Raw genomic sequence first — 18,917 nt, forward strand, 5'->3', positions numbered from 1 at the left:
TTAATATAATTTCTTATACGTATTAACTACATTTTCAACCGTGTAGCCATATCTTTCAATAACTTCATTTCCAGGTGCAGATGCGCCGAATGAATCAATACTCATAACGATTCCGCTATCCCCGACGTATTCTCTCCAGCCAAGCTTAGAACCCATTTCAACGGATACCCGTTTTTTTATATTTTTGGGGAGAACACTCTCTTTATAAGCTTCCGATTGTTTTTCAAAACGGTCCCAGCTTGGCATACTTACAACATTAACGAATATACCTTGCTTTTCTAATTCTTGTTGGGCTTCAACAGCTAAACTGACCTCTGATCCCACAGCAATCAGCATTCCTTCAGGCGCTTGAGCTGCTTCAGAAATCACATAAGCACCTTTTTCAACCCCCTCTTTGGCAAGCTCTGCTGAACCTTTTAATGTAGGTAAACCTTGTCTGCCAAGAACAAGCATCGTCGGTTGGGAAGTATTTTCTACAGCCAGCTTCCACGCCTCTTTCGTTTCGTTTGCATCTGCCGGACGAATCACAGACAATCCCGGCATTGCCCGGAAGGATGCTAAATGCTCGATTGGCTGGTGGGTCGGACCATCCTGCCCTACCGCCACAGAATCATGTGTGAATACATACGTAACTGGCAGCTCCATTAAAGAGGCTAAACGGATTGCCGGACGCAGATAGTCCGAAAATACAAAGAATGTGCTGACAAATGGACGTAAATGATGAAGTGCTAAGCCATTGGCAATTGCCCCCATTGCAAACTCCCGAACACCAAAACGGAGGTTTCTTCCTTGATATTGACCTCTTTTAAAATCTGCTTCGTTCGTTAACCGTGTTTTCGTAGAGGAATCCAGATCAGCAGAACCGCCTATAAATTCAGGGAGTTTCTGTGCTAATTTATTCAATGTGTCCCCTGATGCTACTCGTGTTGCCAGTGTGTCTCTTGGAGAATATGCTGGGAGTTCTGTATCCCAGTCATCAGCCAGTTCGCCGTCAACAATTCGTTTTAATTGCTCTGCAAGTTCAGGATAATCTGCTTTATAGGCTTCACACAAATGATGCCAGTTCTTCTCGGCAGATTTCCCTTTCTCTTTAATGGATGTGAAATCAGCATATACTTCTTCTGGTACATGAAAAGGTTCATGCTCCCACCTATATGCTTTTTTCGTACGTTCCATTTCCTCTTTTCCTAATGGATCACTATGTGCATGATGCGTTCCTTGTAGACTGGGAGAGCCGTATCCGATGGTTGTTTTTATTTCAATAACAGTTGGATGTTCCTGATCTTGTTTCGCCTCTTCAATCGCTTTTGAAATTGCCTCTACATCATTACCATCTTCCACTTTTAAATACTGCCAGCGGGCTGCTTCAAAACGTTTTTGAATATGGTCGCTAAAGGAAATATCTAAATCACCATCTAAACTGATATCATTAGAATCATAGAGAACAATAAGCTTATCCAGCTGAAGATGTCCTGCAAGGGAGATAGCTTCATAGGAAACGCCTTCCATTAAATCACCGTCACCACAAATCGTATACGTATAATGATCCACTATTTTATAGTTAGGCTTATTATAAACCTCAGCTAAATGTTTTTCAGCAATAGCCATCCCCACGCTGACCGGGATGCCTTGACCTAATGGACCTGTAGTTGCCTCTACTCCGGGAGTAATTCCGTATTCTGGATGCCCAGGTGTTTTACTTCCCCACTGTCTTGTCTGCTTTAAATCATCAATAGTAACAGGATAACCGGACAGATGTAATAAATTATAAAGAAGATTAGACCCATGCCCTGCCGAGAGTACAAATCGATCTCTATTAAACCAGCTTGGATTTTCCGGACTAATCGTTAAATGCTTTTTCCATAAAGCATAAGCCATTGCCGCTGCTCCCATTGGCATTCCAGCATGTCCATGCTGCGCTTTCTCTACACTGTCAATTGTCAGTGTTCGAATTGTATTAATGGATAGTTCTGAAATAGTGTAATTCTTCGTAGTCATAAAAATTTACCTCCAATATAAGATGAAATTCGTTTGATAATATGACAGAACAAGTGCATATAAATATTTCTCACTTATATGTACTTGTTCTCTATCTTCCCTTTCTGCTTAACCTACTTTCGACTGCTGCGATTGATTCTTCTTCTTTTTCCCTGGAATAATCATCAGCAGAATAATTACTGCTAAGCTAATCGTAATGGCAATTGGTCCGCCATAGTTTGCCAGACTTCCAAAGAAGATACCTGATACACCGAAGTCAGCATCCGAGAAGGTTGTATTTGCAAAGCCTAAATCTCCAAGTACCGGCATTAAGAAAACTGGTAAGAAGGAAATTATAATCCCGTTGACAAATGCACCGGCGACAGACCCTTTAAACCCTCCGGTAGCATTACCAAACACTCCGGCTGCTGCTCCGGTAAAAAAGTGAGGAACTACCCCTGGAAGAATAATTACTCCTCCTAAGAAAATCATAGCTACCATACTTGCAATACCTCCAAGAAAACTGGCAAAAAAGCCAATTAATACAGCATTCGGTGCATAAGTGAAAATAATAGGAACATCCAATGCCGGTTTGGCGTTTGGAACCAGTTTTGTAGAGATACCTTTAAATGCTGGTACAATTTCAGCAAGTACAAGACGTACCCCAGAAAGGATGACAAATACCCCTGCAGCAAATGTCCCCGCCTGAATTAATGAAAATACCAGAAAGTTTGTACCTCCGCTTAATTCCGCTTCAATAAATGTCGGACCGGCAAATAAAGCAACAATTAAATACATTACTATCATCGTTAAAGCAATACTTACTGTGCTATCCCGCAAAAATCCTAACCCATTCGGAAATTTAATATTCTCTGTAGACGTTTCTTTACTTCCTTTAAATAGTTTTCCAACTAATCCGCTTGCTGCATAGCCAACAGCGCTGAAATGACCAAGCGCAACATTATCATTTCCTGTTAATTGACGCATAAAAGGCTGTAAGCTTGCTGGAGATAATGTCATTACAATCCCCAAAGCAACTGATCCTGCCGCAATTAACCCGAATGTATTAAAGCCGGCAACTGCCATAATAACAGCCAGCATACAAGCTAAATAAAGCGTGTGATGTCCTGTTAAGAAGATATATTTATATCTGGTAAAACGGGCAATTAATATATTGACAATCATCCCAAAAAACATAATCAGGGCTGTTGTTGTTCCATAATCCGTTAAAGCTAAAGCAACTACTGCTTCATTATTCGGCACGACACCAGATACATTAAAAGCCTCTTCAAACATCGATCCAAATGGTGTTAAAGATCCAGACAAAATGCCGGCACCAGCTGCAATAACAAGGAAACCGACAAAAGTTTTTGTTGTTCCCTTAACGGTATCTGCAATACCTTTCTTCTGAGCAATTAAACCAATTAAAGCGATTAAAGCTACAAGTATCGCCGGTTCACTTAAAATATCAATCATTGTACTCACATGGAAAACCTCCCTTTTCAGTTAAGTGACTTTTTATAGATAACCTTTTTCACGTACCAATTTCTCTACCTTTTCACGCAGTTCATCCATATCAATAATACTTTCCATAACAATCACTTCACCTAAATGACTTCCACCGTCAGCAATATCCTTCGCTAAGAAAAAGACATCCGCATCACCCGGAGTTGCTGAACTCAAATCTGAATGTGCAACCTCTATCCCCGTTACGCCTAATTCTTGTAAAATTTGATTAATATTCATTTCTACCATAAAACTCGTACCTAACCCTGATCCACACACTGTTAAAATTTTCATAACACCTTTTCCCCCTCTTGAATAATAGATATCATTTCGTCTATTGAAGCTGTTTCTTTCAAACGGTTGATAAAAGAAGCACTTCCTAATATTTTGGTTAATTGAGCCAAAGCTTTTAAATGCGCTTCATTATCCACTGCTGCTAAGCAAATGATTAAATCAATCTGGTGCTCTTTTTTTCCTAATAATGCAGTTGGTCTTTTTAATTTAAGCATGGACATACCCAACTTATTTACACCATTCTCAGGTCTTGCATGGGGGATACCTACACCTTTTCCAACGTGGATATAAGTCCCCAATTCTTTCACATTGTTAATCATGGCTTCTACATAGGATTCTTGAATATTATTTTGGTCAAGTAATGGAATAGAAGCTTTACGGATTGCTTCTTCCCATTCCAGCTGCTCTTCTGTGATTTGAATCATATCTTTTGTCAATAACTCGGATAACATAGGTTTATACACCTCTTTTTGATTACTTGTTGCATAAAACAATTGAACGAGACTTCCATAAAGCTTTTCTTCATTGGTAACTGTTGCATTATTTTTAATCACAGTCATAATCTCATCAATCATTAAATGCTTTGAATGGCTCGATAATTTAGGAAAATGTTTATAAACGGACTGCAGCAAATGCTTCTTCTCCACCTGCGTCATCAATGGCTTCACTACAAATGTCGGCTTGGAAGATTCTACCTGTATGGTGGAAAATACTAAATCATAGTTTTGCACAGATATATCAGCAAATTGATCTCCATTAAACACCTCTGAAAAATAGATTTCCGGAAATAATTCTTTCAGTTGAGAAGCGAGCATCATTGACGAACTAATTCCATTTGCACAAACAATTAACCCCGTAACCCGTCCAATTTCCATTGTATTTTGACGATCAATAATACTGCCAAAATGCATGGTGAAGAATCCAATTTCATCCTCGCTTATTTCTTTTCCTGTCCAACTCTCCAGTGGTGATAAGGAGCGTTTTACAAATTGGAACAGCTCAGCATACTCCGATTGGATAGTTGTTGATAAAGGATTATGAAAAGGAATTTCAAATAAAATTCGGAAGTAGGCAGGAACTAAGTGATTAAATAAACTTTCTTTCAAGAGCTGTTTATTCTTCACAGGAAGCAGTGTATTTTTTTCAAATTCCTCAATAATCTCCTCTGATAATGCTAATAGCTCAGGGGTGTCCACCCGTTGAATATGTTCTATTGCTGTTAACAACAAAATTGTTACAAGATATACTTCTTGTGCTGCTCTCTGCTCTCCATATAACTGTTCAGAAAGAGAATCTGCCAAGGGAAGTAAAGATTGTTTTAACAGCAAATCCTTCTCTTCCTCCAAAAAGAATAATTCCTCTTTTCCGCCTGCCTGGAAAAATGTAAAATAATAAATCAGTTCCATTTTTCTTGTTTTAACTAATTGCACCCCATGCTCTGCAAGCCATCTTTGCATGACATCCCTTGTCTGTTTTAGAGACTCCTCCTCATTCCATGCTCTGAGAATATAAATGATAAATTCCTCTCCCATGGATTGGCCTAACAATTGGTGGATACATGAAATAACACTTCTTCGTTTCCCCATCTCATTTCCTTCAATACAGTATCCTTCATTTCGGCTGTACCTGAAGATCAGTCCCTTCTCCTGACAATTCTTTTTTAACCTGCGCACATCACTTAGAGCGGTGTTTTTACTTACTTTAAACAGAGATTGCAAGTGGAAATTAGACACAGGCTCTTTTCTTATATAAATGTAAAGATAAATCATATAAATTCGATTATCCTCTGAAAAGTTATATCGCCCTATGCTCCTGTCAGAATGTAATTTTTCCCTTAAAACTTCTTTCGCTTCTGCCGAAATCCGAAAGTATCGATGATTGATTTCTAACTTCGGAATATTGAAATCTTCCAATATTCCGTTCACCTTCTCAAAGTCATACATCAGCTGTCGGTCGGATAATTTTAACTGCTGCATCAGCTCCAGCTTTGTAATCTGTTCATGGTTCATTATTTCTTCAACTAGTCGAATGGAGCGCTGATCTAACATGTTACTCTCACCTCTCACTATAATTATAAAACGCTTACAACGCTGTCACAACAACGTTTAGGCACAACTTATGGCGGGATAGATTACATAGATTGTGCTTTCCTTTTCTTGTTAAAATTGTACTTTAATTAGCAGACAGACTCGGTATAGTTTTACACTGATACTTCAGGAGATCTTCTTAAGACTTGTAAAATATGGATAGTATTCATTGAGTAAACTATTCGGTTATCATTATGTATTTTAGAAGACCGCAGGATATAACCTTTCTTTAAGTAAAAGTTGTTTAAGCCTAATCTTTTATTTATATAAATTATAAGAGCTCGATTTTTTGAAGAAATTATTAGTTTTATTAGCAGGTATGATGTTGTTCTTAGCAGCTTGTAGTGATGAAAGCTGTTTCCAAATGTATTGTCTAATTCTTAATGTGGAAATTATGGATGCGCTGGATTCGTATGGTAAAATAAAATGCAAGGAAAAATAAAGGAGAATAAGGATGGAAAACGGGAAACTTAGAGATACGGCAAGCGCCTATGCAATTTTTGCTTTGCTATATTTGATATATGGAATGTATAGAATCTTTGAACGAAATTTTATTTTAACTATTAATCTTGAATTAGATGTCTCAAATTTTCGTTGGGTTAGTTTTTTAAGTGATGTAGCTAGTGCCGGATTTAGGGTAGTAGTTTTGCTTGGGATTAGTCTAGTCCTCTACAAACTTATTAATGTTTTGAGAAAAAGTAATGAAAAGACAAACAAGCTCTTAGCAAATATAGCGAACGTCTTCACAGTTCTCGCAACTATATATTTAATTTATTATATTGGAGATATCGTATATAGGTATGTTACTGTTATGCTTGCTAATCCTCATCTCAGTGTAAACCAGATGGTCAACTTTTATATTTTGATAGGTGATATAGCTAACAATGTGTTTAAAGTATTAGTTTTACTTGGATTTGGTGCAATACTTCGCAGGCTATAGGATTGAATGTAAAGCCCTCACAATCAAGTGAAGGGCTGAATTTCATTTTATTAATGTTCTTGAACCCCCCTGCTATGCAGGGGGGTTCAAGAACATTAAAAAGAGACTCCGAAAAATTCGGAAGTCTCATGAATAACTTGCTTAATTTTTAATGAAATGCGGTTAAAATGCGGTCATTTAATTCATTAGACCGCTCAAACCGTTGTTGTATCAACGTTCAAGCGAATGACTTACATCATTCCGCCCATTCCACCCATGCCGCCCATATCAGGCATTGCAGGAGCTCCGCCTTCTTCAGGCTTATCTGCTACTACAGCCTCAGTAGTCAGAAACATAGCTGCTACAGATGCTGCGTTTTGAAGTGCAGAACGAGTTACTTTTGTTGGGTCAACAATACCAGCTTCAACCATGTTTACCCACTCATCCGTAGCTGCATTGTAACCAATACCAACTTTTTCACCTTTTAGACGCTCTACAATAATAGAACCTTCTAATCCAGCGTTGTGAACGATTTGACGAACCGGCTCTTCTAAAGCACGTAATACGATGCTTGCGCCAGTTGCTTCATCGCCTTCAAGGTTAAGATCGCTTACTTTACCGTGAATATTTACAAGTGCTGTACCGCCTCCTGGTACCATTCCTTCTTCGACACCTGCGCGGGTAGAGTTAAGCGCATCTTCAATACGAAGTTTACGTTCTTTTAACTCTGTTTCTGTAGCTGCACCAACTTTGATTACTGCTACACCGCCAGATAATTTAGCCAGGCGCTCCTGTAATTTTTCTTTGTCGAAATCAGAAGTTGTTTCTTCAGCTTGTGCACGGATTTGAGCAACACGGCCGGAAATTGCTTGTGGATCACCGGAACCTTCAACAATTGTAGTGTCTTCTTTTGTTACAACTACTTTTGAAGCACGACCTAATTGTTCGATTGTTGCTGATTTAAGATCCAGACCAAGATCTTCTGTAATTACCTCTGCACCTGTAAGAACAGCGATATCTTCAAGCATTGCTTTACGACGGTCACCGAATCCTGGAGCTTTAACAGCTACAGCGTTGAATGTACCACGTAATTTGTTTACTACTAATGTAGCAAGTGCTTCGCCTTCTACATCTTCTGCAATCATAAGAAGCGGTTTACCCTGTTGAACAACTTGTTCTAATACTGGTAATACTTCCTGGATGTTTCCAATTTTCTTATCTGTAATTAAGATATATGGATCTTCTAATACTGCTTCCATTTTATCCTGGTCAGTAACCATATATGGAGAAGAGTATCCACGATCAAATTGCATACCTTCCACTACTTCAAGCTCTGTGTTGAAGCCTTTTGATTCTTCAATAGTGATAACACCGTCATTACCAACACGTTCCATTGCTTCAGCGATTAATTGTCCAACTTCATTATCGCCTGAAGATACAGCTGCAATTTGAGAAATTGCTTCTTTACTTTCAATTGGCTGAGAAATATTTTTTAATTCTTCTACAGCTAATGCTACTGCTTTTTCGATACCGCGGCGGATTCCAACTGGATTAGCACCGGAAGTAACGTTCTTAAGTCCCTCACGGATCATTGCTTGAGCAAGTACCGTTGCAGTTGTTGTACCGTCACCGGCAACATCATTTGTTTTAGAAGCCACTTCGGATACAAGCTGTGCACCCATGTTTTCAAATGCATCTTCTAATTCAATTTCTTTTGCGATTGTTACACCGTCATTAGTAATTAGCGGTGAACCGAATTTCTTATCTAAAACCACATTGCGGCCTTTAGGCCCTAATGTTACTTTTACTGCATCTGCCAATGTATCAACACCACGCAGCATTGCACGGCGAGCGTCTTCACTAAATTTAATATCTTTAGCCATTAAAAATTCCTCCTTCAAATTGATTCAGGGTTTCATTAAAGATTCATCGTATATTTGTTTAGCCTACAATAGCTAAAATATCATTTTCACGAAGAATTAAGTATTCAGTACCTTCATATTTCACTTCAGTACCAGCAAATTTAGAGAAAATAATGCGGTCTCCTTCAGAAACTTCTAAAGCAACTTTTTCTCCATTTTCCACACGTCCAGATCCCACTGCAACTACTTCACCTTCTTGCGGTTTTTCCTTTGCAGAGTCTGGAAGTACGATTCCGCTTGCAGTTGTTTCTTCTTGTTCAACAAGTTTGATAACAACACGATCTCCTAATGGTTTAATCATGTAGAATTGCCTCCTTAATTCCAAATCATTTTATTTTTATTAGCACTCTTATCGAGCGAGTGCTAACTCCAATTAATATAATAATTAATTCTTGCAAAAAATGCAAGCATCATGATGTTGAATTTTTAGAAAAACTTATATTCAATTTTTGAGAATATGTTTTTTTTCCTGCACTTAATACTTTAAACTTTTACTATGATAAAATACTTTTTTAGGCAGTGATGACTCATCCCATCATAAAAAGTTCGGAGTAATTTTATACGAAGAATATGCAGAATAGATTTTTTTCAGCGTTTGATGCATGATTTCGTGTACTTCTGATTATAATTTTCAGTGACAGGTGTGTTAGAATATACGTTATGATGAACTTGCATGTCTTAGATCGGGGCTACGATTATCTGCCCCGATAAAATCATTTGTGATGGATTCCGCTTTACTGGACAAGACGGGCAGTTCCTCTTTCCAATGCTTTTTACAGCTGTTTTTGATTTTAAATTAAAGGAGCGTTTTTATGACTCGAAGATATATATATGTCATGCTTACATATATCATTATGCAATTCTCTGTTTACCTTGCCGTACCGTTACTGGTATTTGTATTTCATGCAGATCCGGTGCTAGCCAATATTTATTGGGCTGTTTTTAGCTTTACTGCAGGTCTTGTCATTGTTCTTTGGTTCTTGAAACCGGATATGCAGCTTCGTGCTCATCCGGATGCTGCTGGTGCCGGCGCTATTATTGTCTGGTCTGTTCTCGGTATCATTATGGCACTTCTTGCTCAAGGGTTGGCTGCTACAATTGAATTAGAGGTATTTGGGATAGACCCGGGTTCAGAGAATACACAGGGACTTATGAATTTGGCCCGCATTGCACCTATCTTTATTATCCTGCCATCCATTCTCGCACCAATATTGGAAGAAATAATTTTCCGGAAAATTATTTTTGGTTCACTTTATAAAAAAATGAACTTTTTCTTTGCCGCACTTATTTCTTCCCTTATCTTTGCCGTGATTCATTTGGATTTCATGCATATAATGGTATACGCATCAATGGGTTTTGTTTTTGCTTTCCTATATGTGCAGACAAAGCGGATCATTGTGCCGATCATTGTTCATGCGGGCATGAACTCTCTTGTCGTGCTGGTTCAATTTTCGTTGGATCCGGAAGAAATTCAACGGCAGCTTGATCAATTACAACTTATCTTCTTTGGAGGTTAATATGCATCGACCTTATTTAATTAAAGCAATTATTTATGTATTGTTTGGGGCTTTATTTGTTTATTTCGGTATCCAGAGTAAAGGAGCAACTGTCTGGGATACGATTACACTAATATTGGCCGCATTTGCAGCATTAAATTTTTATGCCGGTTTCCGGATGCTGCGATTCTATTATAAAATAAAGAATAAAAAATAAAAAACTAGCTCTTAAGCAGTCTCCTTCTATTTAGAAGACCTGTAAAGGGCTAGTTTTTTTGTAAGGGATGATAAATCCCTTTTAAAAGGATCGCATGTCAAGCTCCTGGCTATCCTATTCTTTTTCCAGGGAATAATGCTTGAGAAAATATACAAGCGATTGCAATTCTACTGTTAAATCAATATGGTGTACCCGAATATGACTTGGAACAGTAATACGTGCCGGCGTGAAATTCAGGATTCCTTTAATACCTAAATCAACAAGCCTCTTGGCAGTAGCATCCGCTTCTTCAGCCGGAATAGTTAAGATGGCGACCTCAATTCCTTTTATTTTTTCCTCTAATTCATCCACATGATAAACAGGAACTCCACCAACCTCCGTCCCTACTTTTGATGCGTCTGCATCAAACGCCATTGTGATCCGAATATTATTATTCTTTAAAAAATTATAATGTAAAAATGCAGTACCCAGATTTCCAACACCGATCAAAGCAACATTGGTTATCTCATGCTGGTCCAGTGTACTTTTAAAAAAACCTAATAAATACTCAACATTATATCCATATCCCTTTTTCCCAAGAGCTCCAAAGTAGGAAAAATCTCTGCGGATTGTTGCAGAATCTACTTTAACAGCATCACTTAACTCTTTAGAAGATACGCGCAGCTTTCCCTGCTGATATAAATTATTGAGAAATCGATAGTATAAAGGCAAACGCTTTGCTGTTGCCTGTGGAATTTTATTTTGTTCCATTGAAACGGCCTCTCTTCAGTTACTAAGTATAGAAAACATACATTTTACCATAATCAAATATTTGTAAATATAAGTTTTCTTTGTATTTCAAAAAAATAAATAATGTGTCAGCGCACTCTATACTATTAATATTAACAGAAATAGAGCCGAGTTGGCGAACTTTATTATAATTTTATTGTAGCTTCTATTTGGATACGTTACACTTATAGAGGGAACCCTATTCCCCTTTTACAGGATTGTTCAAAAAGAAAGGATAGTAACTGCATGTATCCTTTCATTATTTTATTTACTATTTGAACAGCTTTTTTATGAGTCAGAAAGGATGGCAATAATGATTTTAATGCAATTAAATGGAATCTCAAAATCCTTTGGAGCAGAAGAGATTCTTTCTAATATAAAAATTGAGATTAAAGATAATGAGCGTATTGCAATAGTCGGCCGAAATGGCGCCGGCAAGTCCACACTGCTAAAAATAATGGCAGGTGAAACCTCATATGATAGTGGAGAGATTTTCAAACCGAAAGATTTAACATTCGGTTATCTCTCACAGCATATGACTTTAGAATCCGGTAAAACCATTTGGAAGGAAATGCTGGATGTATTTACTCCGCTTTTGGCAATGGAGAAAAAATTACGTGAACTGGAATCACAGATGGCAGATTCCGCTGCAATGGATCAAGCAGCGTATCAACTGCTGCTCGAAAGATATGACAAGCTTCAAAATGACTATCAATTGAGCGGCGGATATACGTATCAGGCAGAAATTAAGTCCGTACTAAATGGACTATCCTTTGGAGATTATGATTATGATACTTTGATTACCGATTTAAGCGGCGGACAGAAAACAAGACTAGCACTCGGCAAGCTCCTCCTGCAAAAACCGCAGCTGCTTATCCTGGATGAACCAACAAACCATTTGGATATTGACACACTCACATGGTTAGAAGGCTATTTAGTAAATTATCCAGGTGCTATTATTATTGTCTCCCATGACCGTTATTTCTTAGACAAAACCGTATCGATTGTTTATGAAATTTCCAGGCACCATTCCAAAAAGTTCCATGGAACCTATAGTAATTATTTAACCCAGAAAGCACTTGATTATGAGCAGGAGAAGAAAGAATTTGAGAAGCAGCAGACAGAGATTAAGCGCATGGAGGATTTTATCCAGCGTAATCTGGCACGTGCATCAACAACCAAGCGTGCACAAAGCAGACGAAAAAAACTTGAAAAGATCGAACGCCTCGATAGGCCTTCCGGCGATGAATCCTCTGCATCTATTTCCTTTCAGATTAACCGTTTAAGTGGAAATGATGTATTAAAAATAAAGGATTTAGCTTTTCAATATCCTGATACAGACCAGCCGATTTTTCAGAATATTTCTCTTCACGCCAACCGCGGTGACCGAATTGCATTGGTTGGCCCGAACGGTGTCGGCAAGACAACGTTATTAAAAAATATTGTAGGTAAGCATCAGCCGAAGCATGGTGAGATACAATTAGGTACAAACGTCCAAGTAGGCTACTACGATCAGGAGCAGGCGAATTTAAATTCTAATAAAACGGTACTTCAGGAGCTGTGGGATGATTATCCCTTAATTAATGAAAAGGATATTCGTACTATCCTGGGAAATTTTCTGTTCTCCGGTGAAGATGTATTAAAGCCTGTAGCAGCGCTGAGCGGCGGTGAAAAATCAAGACTGGCTCTGGCAAAATTAAAAATGCAAAAGGCAAATTTACTAATACTTGATGAGCCGACAAACCACTTAGATATTGATAGTAAAGAAGTATTGGAAAGTGCGTTAATTGATTTCCCTGGCACAATTGTATTTGTTTCTCATGACCGTTATTTTATTAACCGGATTGCTGACCAAGTTGCAGAAATGCAGGCTGGCAGTATAAAAATATATCTTGGCGACTATGATTATTATTTAGAGAAAAAGGCAGAGGAAGAAGAACGGCGTTTGTTGAAATTACAAGAACAGCAGACAGATAAGGAAGAGCCAGCTTCCTCTGCAAAAAAGCTCAGCTTTCAGGAAGAAAAACAGCGTCAACGCGAGGAACGTAAACGAAAAAGACGGATTGAAGAGCTCGAAACATTGATTGAAAAAAAGGAAACAGAAATTGCTGCGGTTGAACTGGAAATGACCAATCCGGATGTATTTGATGACCATAAAAAGACGATGGAATTAACCGATAAATTATCCGCTTTAAAAGAAGATCTGGACGTTTTTATGAATGAATGGGCAGTATTGGAAGAGAATTAAGTAATTGATATAATTTTCAGATTGTTGTATACTGAGAGCAGGCATAGTGATGGCCTGCTTTTTTTACCGCAGTGTAACTGGCTGTAAGACTCCCGCTTCATGAATAGAGAAAGACCAAAAATTCTAAGCAGGTGATCAAACAGCCAGTAACGGCCCGATTGGTTCAACTAACAACCAGTGGGAATGAAAAGCTCCCACTGGTTGAAGTTTCACTTTATAAACTGTACAGATTTAAAGAAGTAATCACTCTTCCTATGATAAATAATCTAATGTAATAAATGGAGGTTGTTGTCCCGTGGCGATACCCATCGTTACTTTTTTGTTCTTTATTCTTTCCAGTTTGACGTACTACGCTCTCAAGGAAACAATGTTATCTGCCCCGATCAATGAAGAAGTACGTTCAAAATCTGTTCTTCGTTTTCTTCCCTTTGCAGTCATTTTTCTCGGTCTCTTCAGCAGTGCATGGCTTACTGTGGCTGTTTCTCTTCCAATTGCCCGTTATTTCTCCAATTCTGTTTCGATATTCTCTCAAGCAATAAATGAATTCATTATTGTGTTTGGTTTTAGCATGCTATTATTTGGAATTTGGATCAGTTTGGGATTTTCATTACCAAAGTGGCTGACTAAAAATAATCCTCAGCTTGTCAGGAAAGGATTATCTCTGATATTCCGCAACTCCATCGGGAAAGCGGCGATAAATTTACAAACACCTTCGAATAAAAACCAGGGTGAAGCTCAGAATATTATTGAATTCAGCGGAAAAGACGTAGGAGAAATTGCAACCCATCGTACTGATCTAACTGTTTTGCAAATAGATGCAACACTGGAAGAAGTATTTTCCGTTGTTCAGGAGGTAGAATTCACAAGAATCCCTGTTTACGAAGAGGATATTGATCAAATTGCAGGTATATTATATGTGAAAGATTTCTTTCATGTTCTAAAAACAGGTGTGGCCCCTGCCTTCTTCTCCTTAAAAAATATGATCCGTCCTGCTATGTATGTCAGAATGAACCAGGAAATTGATGATATTTTTAAGGATATGAGGGAAAGAGATTATACCATTGCCATTGTTCTCGATGAATTTGGAGGTACACATGGATTAATTACATTAGAAGATATTATCAGAGATATTACAAAAGATTTGTTAGAGGATCAGAAACCGATGTCAGCTGAATCAAAGGATATTCTGCCTCTTACCGGCAATCGCTATCTGATTAATGGATCCACAAGTTTATTTATTTTAGAAGGCACACTCGGTATAGAGTTTCCGATAGATACACCGCACCAAACATTAGACAGCTTTTTATCTGATTTAATTACTAAGCAGTCTGACAATCAGAACAGAGTACAATTTAAACATCTGTTATTTAACATACAGTCTGTGAAAGACGGAAAAATTGAATCAGTAATTGTTACTGTGCATGATGAGGATACTGTAGAGCACCAATTTATAGGTTAGTTTTAATTATAAAGGAAAAGCGCATCAAGATTTAAAAATCTTTCATGCGCTTTTCCTTTTATAATTTTATTTAAATAAATAGTCATTCTGTATTGTTTCTTCCACGGCCACTCTATAAATAACTGCTACACCCAGCATCGTTGACATTACCGAGCTTCCCCCATAGCTTATTAAAAGTAAAGGGATACCCGTAATCGGCATAATTCCAACTGTCATACCAATGTTTTGAAAAACATGGACAAGCATTAAGCTTAAAAACCCAAAACAGAAATAAGCTCCAAAAGGGGAGTGTTTATATATGTTTAATCCAAGCGTTACTAATTTATATAAAAACATAAAATAAAGAAGAACTACAAAAGCACTGCCGACAAACCCAAAGCTTTCCCCAATAACAGAGAAGATAAAATCCGTCTGTGCTTCCGGGTAGTTTACCTCAATACTTCCCATGCCTTTCCCAAATAATTGACCTGATCCAAGTGCCATATGGGAACGTTCAAAGTGGAAATTAGCATCCTGTGACTGCTGCGACGGGTCAAACCAGGTCATAACACGGTTGATTTGATAAGGCTTTACTCCAAGAGTATCTTCAGCAAATCCCGGAAACTCTATAACAATAAATAAAGCAGCCGCTATAACAGCAACGCCTGAAAGAATCAGAGCAGATATGATCTTCCAATTGATCCCGGATAAAATAATCAGCACGCCCGTAATAAATAGATATACCATTGCTGTTCCAAAGTCCGGCTGCAGCATAATCAGGAACACCGGGATTGCAGTATACAACAGCAGTTTCCCAAGCAGCTGAATATCTGTCTTTAAAGTACTTACTTCAAATTTTTCCTTGTGTTTACTAATTACTGCTGCCAGAAAAAGAATTGTAGATATCTTAACAAACTCCGCAGGCTGAATAGTCAGTCCAGGTATAAAAGTGTACCAGCTTTTTGCACCATTTCGCGGAGCTGCAATAAAATCTGGGCTAATAGGGATAAATGCTAATAAAATAACACCTGCTAAATAAATATAGAGACTTGTTTTATACAACTGCTCCAAGTCTAAAAATTGCACAGCTGCAATCATGCCAATACCAATTGTGTAAAAAACCATTTGTTTCAGTAAAAAGTTATTATCAGCGTATTGTCCTAATTGCTGTGCATTATATATCGCCAAAAAACTTATTATCGCAAAAGCTATCAATAATAAGATTAAATCGGTTTGAAAGTAATAATTTTGTTTTTTATTCATCGGATTCCCACCAAATTTCTTCTGTCGCTATCCTGTCATTTTATGAAGCTGCTTCTGCCTTCATACCTCATAATTATCATTAGCGAAAATTCAAAATAGCCAATTATTCCATAGAGACCTCATCACATATTTATCCGCAGGCTTTGACGTTGATTAGCTATTCTTATTCTAACATTAAAGAAGGATTTGCGTTTAAATCAAGTGCAGCAAATTTTTCTTTTTCGTATAAAATCGTTCCTGCAGCTGCAATCATCGCTGCATTATCAGTACATAAATGAATCGGAGGAATGTACAAATCCATATTTTCGCTGTTAAAACGATTTTTCAAACTCTCCCGCAAGCCTTTATTTGCTGCAACACCACCAGCAACAATCACTTGCTTCACCTTATATTCCTGTGCTGCGCGGAAGGTCTTTTCTGTTAATACCTCGACTACACTTTGTTGGAAACTCGCTGCAACATCGGCAGGGTTTAGTACTTCTCCACGCTGCTCTGCATTATGCAGTGTATTGATAACAGACGACTTTAAACCGCTGAAGCTGAAGTCATAGCTTCCTTCCTCAAGCCATGCGCGTGGAAAATCAATAGCTGCTTTTCCTTCAGCGCTTAATCGATCAATTTCCGGACCGCCTGGATAAGGCAGCTTCAGCATTCTTGCTACTTTGTCATAAGCCTCTCCCGCTGCATCATCCCTTGTTTCGCCAATTAACTCATAATCATAATGGTCTTTCATGATAACAAGCTCTGTATGCCCCCCTGAAACGATCAGGGCTAATAAAGGAAACGCAAACTCATTTTCCAATCGGTTTGCATAAATATGACCGGCAATGTGATGTACACCAATAAGCGGCTTATTCTTTGCAAAGGCAAGAGCTTTCGCTGCATTAACACCAACGAGAAGAGCTCCTACTAACCCGGGCCCCTCTGTAACAGCAATTGCATCAATATCATCCCAGGTTACTTTTGCTTGATTTACTGCTTCTTCTAAGACCATTGTAATTTGTTCTACATGATGTCTGGAAGCTATTTCCGGAACAACCCCGCCGAAACGCTTATGGCTTTCGATTTGAGAAGCGACCACATTAGAAAGAATTTCACGCCCATTTCTCACAATAGACGCCGCTGTTTCATCACAGCTTGTTTCAATGCCTAAAATTATTGTATCTTTTTTCATTTTAAATTCACCCACATTACAATAGCATCTTCAAAATTATCTGTGTAATAATGCTTTCGAATTCCACCGGGAACAAGCCCGAATTTCTTATATAAAGACTGTGCAGCTATATTAGAAACACGCACCTCTAAGGAAAGCCGTTCTACTCCTTTTCCAGTCATAAATGTTACAGCATATCCAAATAGCTTTTCGCCGATTTTACGTCCACGCACATCAGGATGTATAGCAAAGTTTGTAATTTGTCCATCTTCAAACACAATCCACGAGCCGATATATCCAATAATTCTTTCATCCAGACAGGCTACAAAATAATAAGCATGATCATTTTCACACAGCTCTTTATAAAAAATCTCCGCATCCCATGGACCTGTAAAGGACGCCTCTTCTACTTCCATTACTCCTGGAACATCCTCCAGATTCATCTGCCGAATAATAACCTTGCTCATAAATCTGCTTTTTCCTTTTGCTGTTTTTGCCAATTTGCTTCAGCCTCTGCCAAACGGAGATAATTCGGTACCAGTGTATGAACGGAACCAGCTTCTTTTTCTTTCCCTAATAGAGCCAAATATGCTGCTCTGGGAAGCTGCAATGACGCATCAGCAAATACAGCTTTATCCTGTAAACACTCTGTAATAAGCTCTTTAAAAGCCTCTGTGTCCTGACTTAAAAACAATACTTTTTCGCCTGACTTCTTCAGCTTTGCAAGCCATTCTGTCATTAATATATTTTCTTCTTCCATCACCGTTTCAAGCTTTTCATTTTTCCATTGATACGCACCCGTATAAACTAAACCGCGTCTGGCGTCAAAAAACGGACAAATGATACCATCAAATAAAATGCCCTGATAAGCTAATGCTTCTAAGCTGGATACACCGATAACCGGTATACCTAATGCCCAGGCCATTGTTTTAGCTGTGGCCAGGCCAATTCGGACTCCTGTATAAGAGCCAGGTCCCTTGGCAACGATAATCCGATTTAATTCAGAAGGATTAACATTCACATCCTTCATCAGCTTTTCCACTGCCGGCATTAAACGGACGGAATGATTTTTAGCGATATTGGTGGTGATTTCACCGATTAATTGTTTATCATCTAATAATGCCACACTTAAAACTTGATTGGAAGTATCCATCGCAAGTATTTTCATACAAAAACTCCTAACTCAATGCTTTGACAACTTGTTCAAAATGCTCCCCGAAAGGAGTTAGTGTTATTTCACGCTGATTATCATTATCTGCATAACGAAGTGTAATATCCAAACGCTCTTTTGGCAGAAAATCTTCAATAAAACTGGCCCATTCAATTACGGTGATGCCATCCGCAAAGAAATAGTCATCAAAGCCGATATCCTCCATTGAATTCTCCAGACGATACACGTCCATATGATAAAGCGGCAGACGGCCACGGTATTCCTTTACTATGGTAAAAGTCGGACTGCTGATATTCCGTTTAACACCCAGCCCTTTTGCCAGCCCTTTCGTAAAGGTAGTCTTTCCGACACCTAATTGCCCTTCAAGGGTCAAGACATCATTCGGCTGTAATTCTTTCGCTAACCGGTACGCAAAATCCTGTGTATCCTTTTCTGTTCTTAAAAGCATTTGCAACGCA

The 18,917-nt window shown here is 38.3% G+C and carries 17 protein-coding genes; 5 read left to right on the forward strand and 12 right to left on the reverse strand.

Features of this window, described 5'->3' with window-relative positions:
* From tkt to BN1068_RS18515, 4 genes are all read right to left on the reverse strand, one after another.
* Entirely contained in the window at window positions 1–1,998 is a 1,998-nt protein-coding gene (gene tkt / locus BN1068_RS18500) for a transketolase (protein WP_077604329.1), read from the reverse strand.
* A 108-nt stretch (window positions 1,999–2,106) separates the two neighbouring features.
* Window positions 2,107–3,453 carry a PTS ascorbate transporter subunit IIC gene (locus BN1068_RS18505; protein ID WP_077605161.1) on the reverse strand — a complete coding sequence of 449 codons (1,347 nt, stop codon included), beginning with the start codon at window positions 3,451–3,453 and terminating at the stop codon, window positions 2,107–2,109.
* A gap of 42 nt (window positions 3,454–3,495) precedes the next feature.
* The gene (locus BN1068_RS18510; RefSeq protein ID WP_077604330.1) at window positions 3,496–3,777 is read right to left on the reverse strand and encodes a PTS sugar transporter subunit IIB; all 282 of its coding nucleotides are present in this window, start codon (window positions 3,775–3,777) and stop codon (window positions 3,496–3,498) included.
* Window positions 3,774–5,825 (reverse strand): BglG family transcription antiterminator, encoded by a 2,052-nt coding sequence (locus BN1068_RS18515; RefSeq protein WP_077604331.1) that lies wholly within the window; start codon window positions 5,823–5,825, stop codon window positions 3,774–3,776. The genes BN1068_RS18510 and BN1068_RS18515 overlap by 4 nt, the downstream gene beginning before the upstream one ends.
* A 493-nt stretch (window positions 5,826–6,318) precedes the next feature.
* On the opposite strand from BN1068_RS18515, the gene BN1068_RS18520 reads away from it, so the two are divergent.
* On the forward strand, window positions 6,319–6,804 hold the full coding sequence (locus BN1068_RS18520) for a hypothetical protein (RefSeq protein ID WP_077604332.1): 486 nt from the start codon (window positions 6,319–6,321) through the stop codon (window positions 6,802–6,804).
* 230 nt (window positions 6,805–7,034) lie between these two features.
* On the opposite strand, the gene groL is transcribed toward BN1068_RS18520, so the two are convergent.
* The gene (gene groL, locus BN1068_RS18525) at window positions 7,035–8,666 is read right to left on the reverse strand and encodes a chaperonin GroEL (RefSeq protein ID WP_077604333.1); all 1,632 of its coding nucleotides are present in this window, start codon (window positions 8,664–8,666) and stop codon (window positions 7,035–7,037) included.
* Between the two features lie 58 nt (window positions 8,667–8,724).
* Complete coding sequence (gene groES, locus BN1068_RS18530) at window positions 8,725–9,006, reverse strand: co-chaperone GroES (RefSeq protein WP_040983890.1); 282 nt, start codon at window positions 9,004–9,006, stop codon at window positions 8,725–8,727.
* Window positions 9,007–9,517: 511 nt separating this feature from the next.
* On the opposite strand from groES, the gene BN1068_RS18535 reads away from it, so the two are divergent.
* Window positions 9,518–10,222, forward strand: coding sequence for a CPBP family intramembrane glutamic endopeptidase (locus tag BN1068_RS18535; RefSeq protein WP_077604334.1), 705 nt, complete (start codon window positions 9,518–9,520; stop codon window positions 10,220–10,222).
* 1 nt (window position 10,223) lies between these two features.
* On the forward strand, window positions 10,224–10,418 hold the full coding sequence (locus BN1068_RS18540; RefSeq protein WP_077604335.1) for a YdiK family protein: 195 nt from the start codon (window positions 10,224–10,226) through the stop codon (window positions 10,416–10,418).
* 114 nt (window positions 10,419–10,532) lie between these two features.
* On the opposite strand, the gene BN1068_RS18545 is transcribed toward BN1068_RS18540, so the two are convergent.
* Window positions 10,533–11,168, reverse strand: a complete 636-nt coding sequence (locus tag BN1068_RS18545) for a redox-sensing transcriptional repressor Rex (protein ID WP_077604336.1) — start codon at window positions 11,166–11,168, stop codon at window positions 10,533–10,535.
* 331 nt (window positions 11,169–11,499) lie between these two features.
* On the opposite strand from BN1068_RS18545, the gene BN1068_RS18550 reads away from it, so the two are divergent.
* Complete coding sequence (locus BN1068_RS18550) at window positions 11,500–13,434, forward strand: ABC-F family ATP-binding cassette domain-containing protein (protein WP_077604337.1); 1,935 nt, start codon at window positions 11,500–11,502, stop codon at window positions 13,432–13,434.
* Between the two features lie 295 nt (window positions 13,435–13,729).
* Window positions 13,730–14,893 (forward strand): CBS domain-containing protein, encoded by a 1,164-nt coding sequence (locus tag BN1068_RS18555; protein WP_077604338.1) that lies wholly within the window; start codon window positions 13,730–13,732, stop codon window positions 14,891–14,893.
* 66 nt (window positions 14,894–14,959) lie between these two features.
* Here BN1068_RS18555 and BN1068_RS18560 read toward each other — a convergent pair whose 3' ends face one another.
* From BN1068_RS18560 to tsaE, 5 genes are all read right to left on the reverse strand, one after another.
* Complete coding sequence (locus BN1068_RS18560) at window positions 14,960–16,135, reverse strand: FtsW/RodA/SpoVE family cell cycle protein (RefSeq protein ID WP_077604339.1); 1,176 nt, start codon at window positions 16,133–16,135, stop codon at window positions 14,960–14,962.
* Between the two features lie 163 nt (window positions 16,136–16,298).
* The gene (tsaD, locus tag BN1068_RS18565) at window positions 16,299–17,309 is read right to left on the reverse strand and encodes a tRNA (adenosine(37)-N6)-threonylcarbamoyltransferase complex transferase subunit TsaD (RefSeq protein WP_077604340.1); all 1,011 of its coding nucleotides are present in this window, start codon (window positions 17,307–17,309) and stop codon (window positions 16,299–16,301) included.
* Entirely contained in the window at window positions 17,306–17,755 is a 450-nt protein-coding gene (rimI, locus tag BN1068_RS18570; protein WP_077605162.1) for a ribosomal protein S18-alanine N-acetyltransferase, read from the reverse strand. Before rimI ends, tsaD begins: the two co-directional genes overlap by 4 nt.
* Complete coding sequence (gene tsaB / locus BN1068_RS18575; RefSeq protein WP_077604341.1) at window positions 17,752–18,456, reverse strand: tRNA (adenosine(37)-N6)-threonylcarbamoyltransferase complex dimerization subunit type 1 TsaB; 705 nt, start codon at window positions 18,454–18,456, stop codon at window positions 17,752–17,754. Before tsaB ends, rimI begins: the two co-directional genes overlap by 4 nt.
* A 10-nt stretch (window positions 18,457–18,466) precedes the next feature.
* Window positions 18,467–18,907, reverse strand: coding sequence for a tRNA (adenosine(37)-N6)-threonylcarbamoyltransferase complex ATPase subunit type 1 TsaE (gene tsaE, locus BN1068_RS18580; protein WP_077604342.1), 441 nt, complete (start codon window positions 18,905–18,907; stop codon window positions 18,467–18,469).
* Window positions 18,908–18,917 lie beyond the last annotated feature (10 nt).

The sequence above is a fragment of the Oceanobacillus sojae genome, assembly GCF_900162665.1.
GTDB lineage: Bacteria > Bacillota > Bacilli > Bacillales > Amphibacillaceae > Oceanobacillus > Oceanobacillus sojae_A.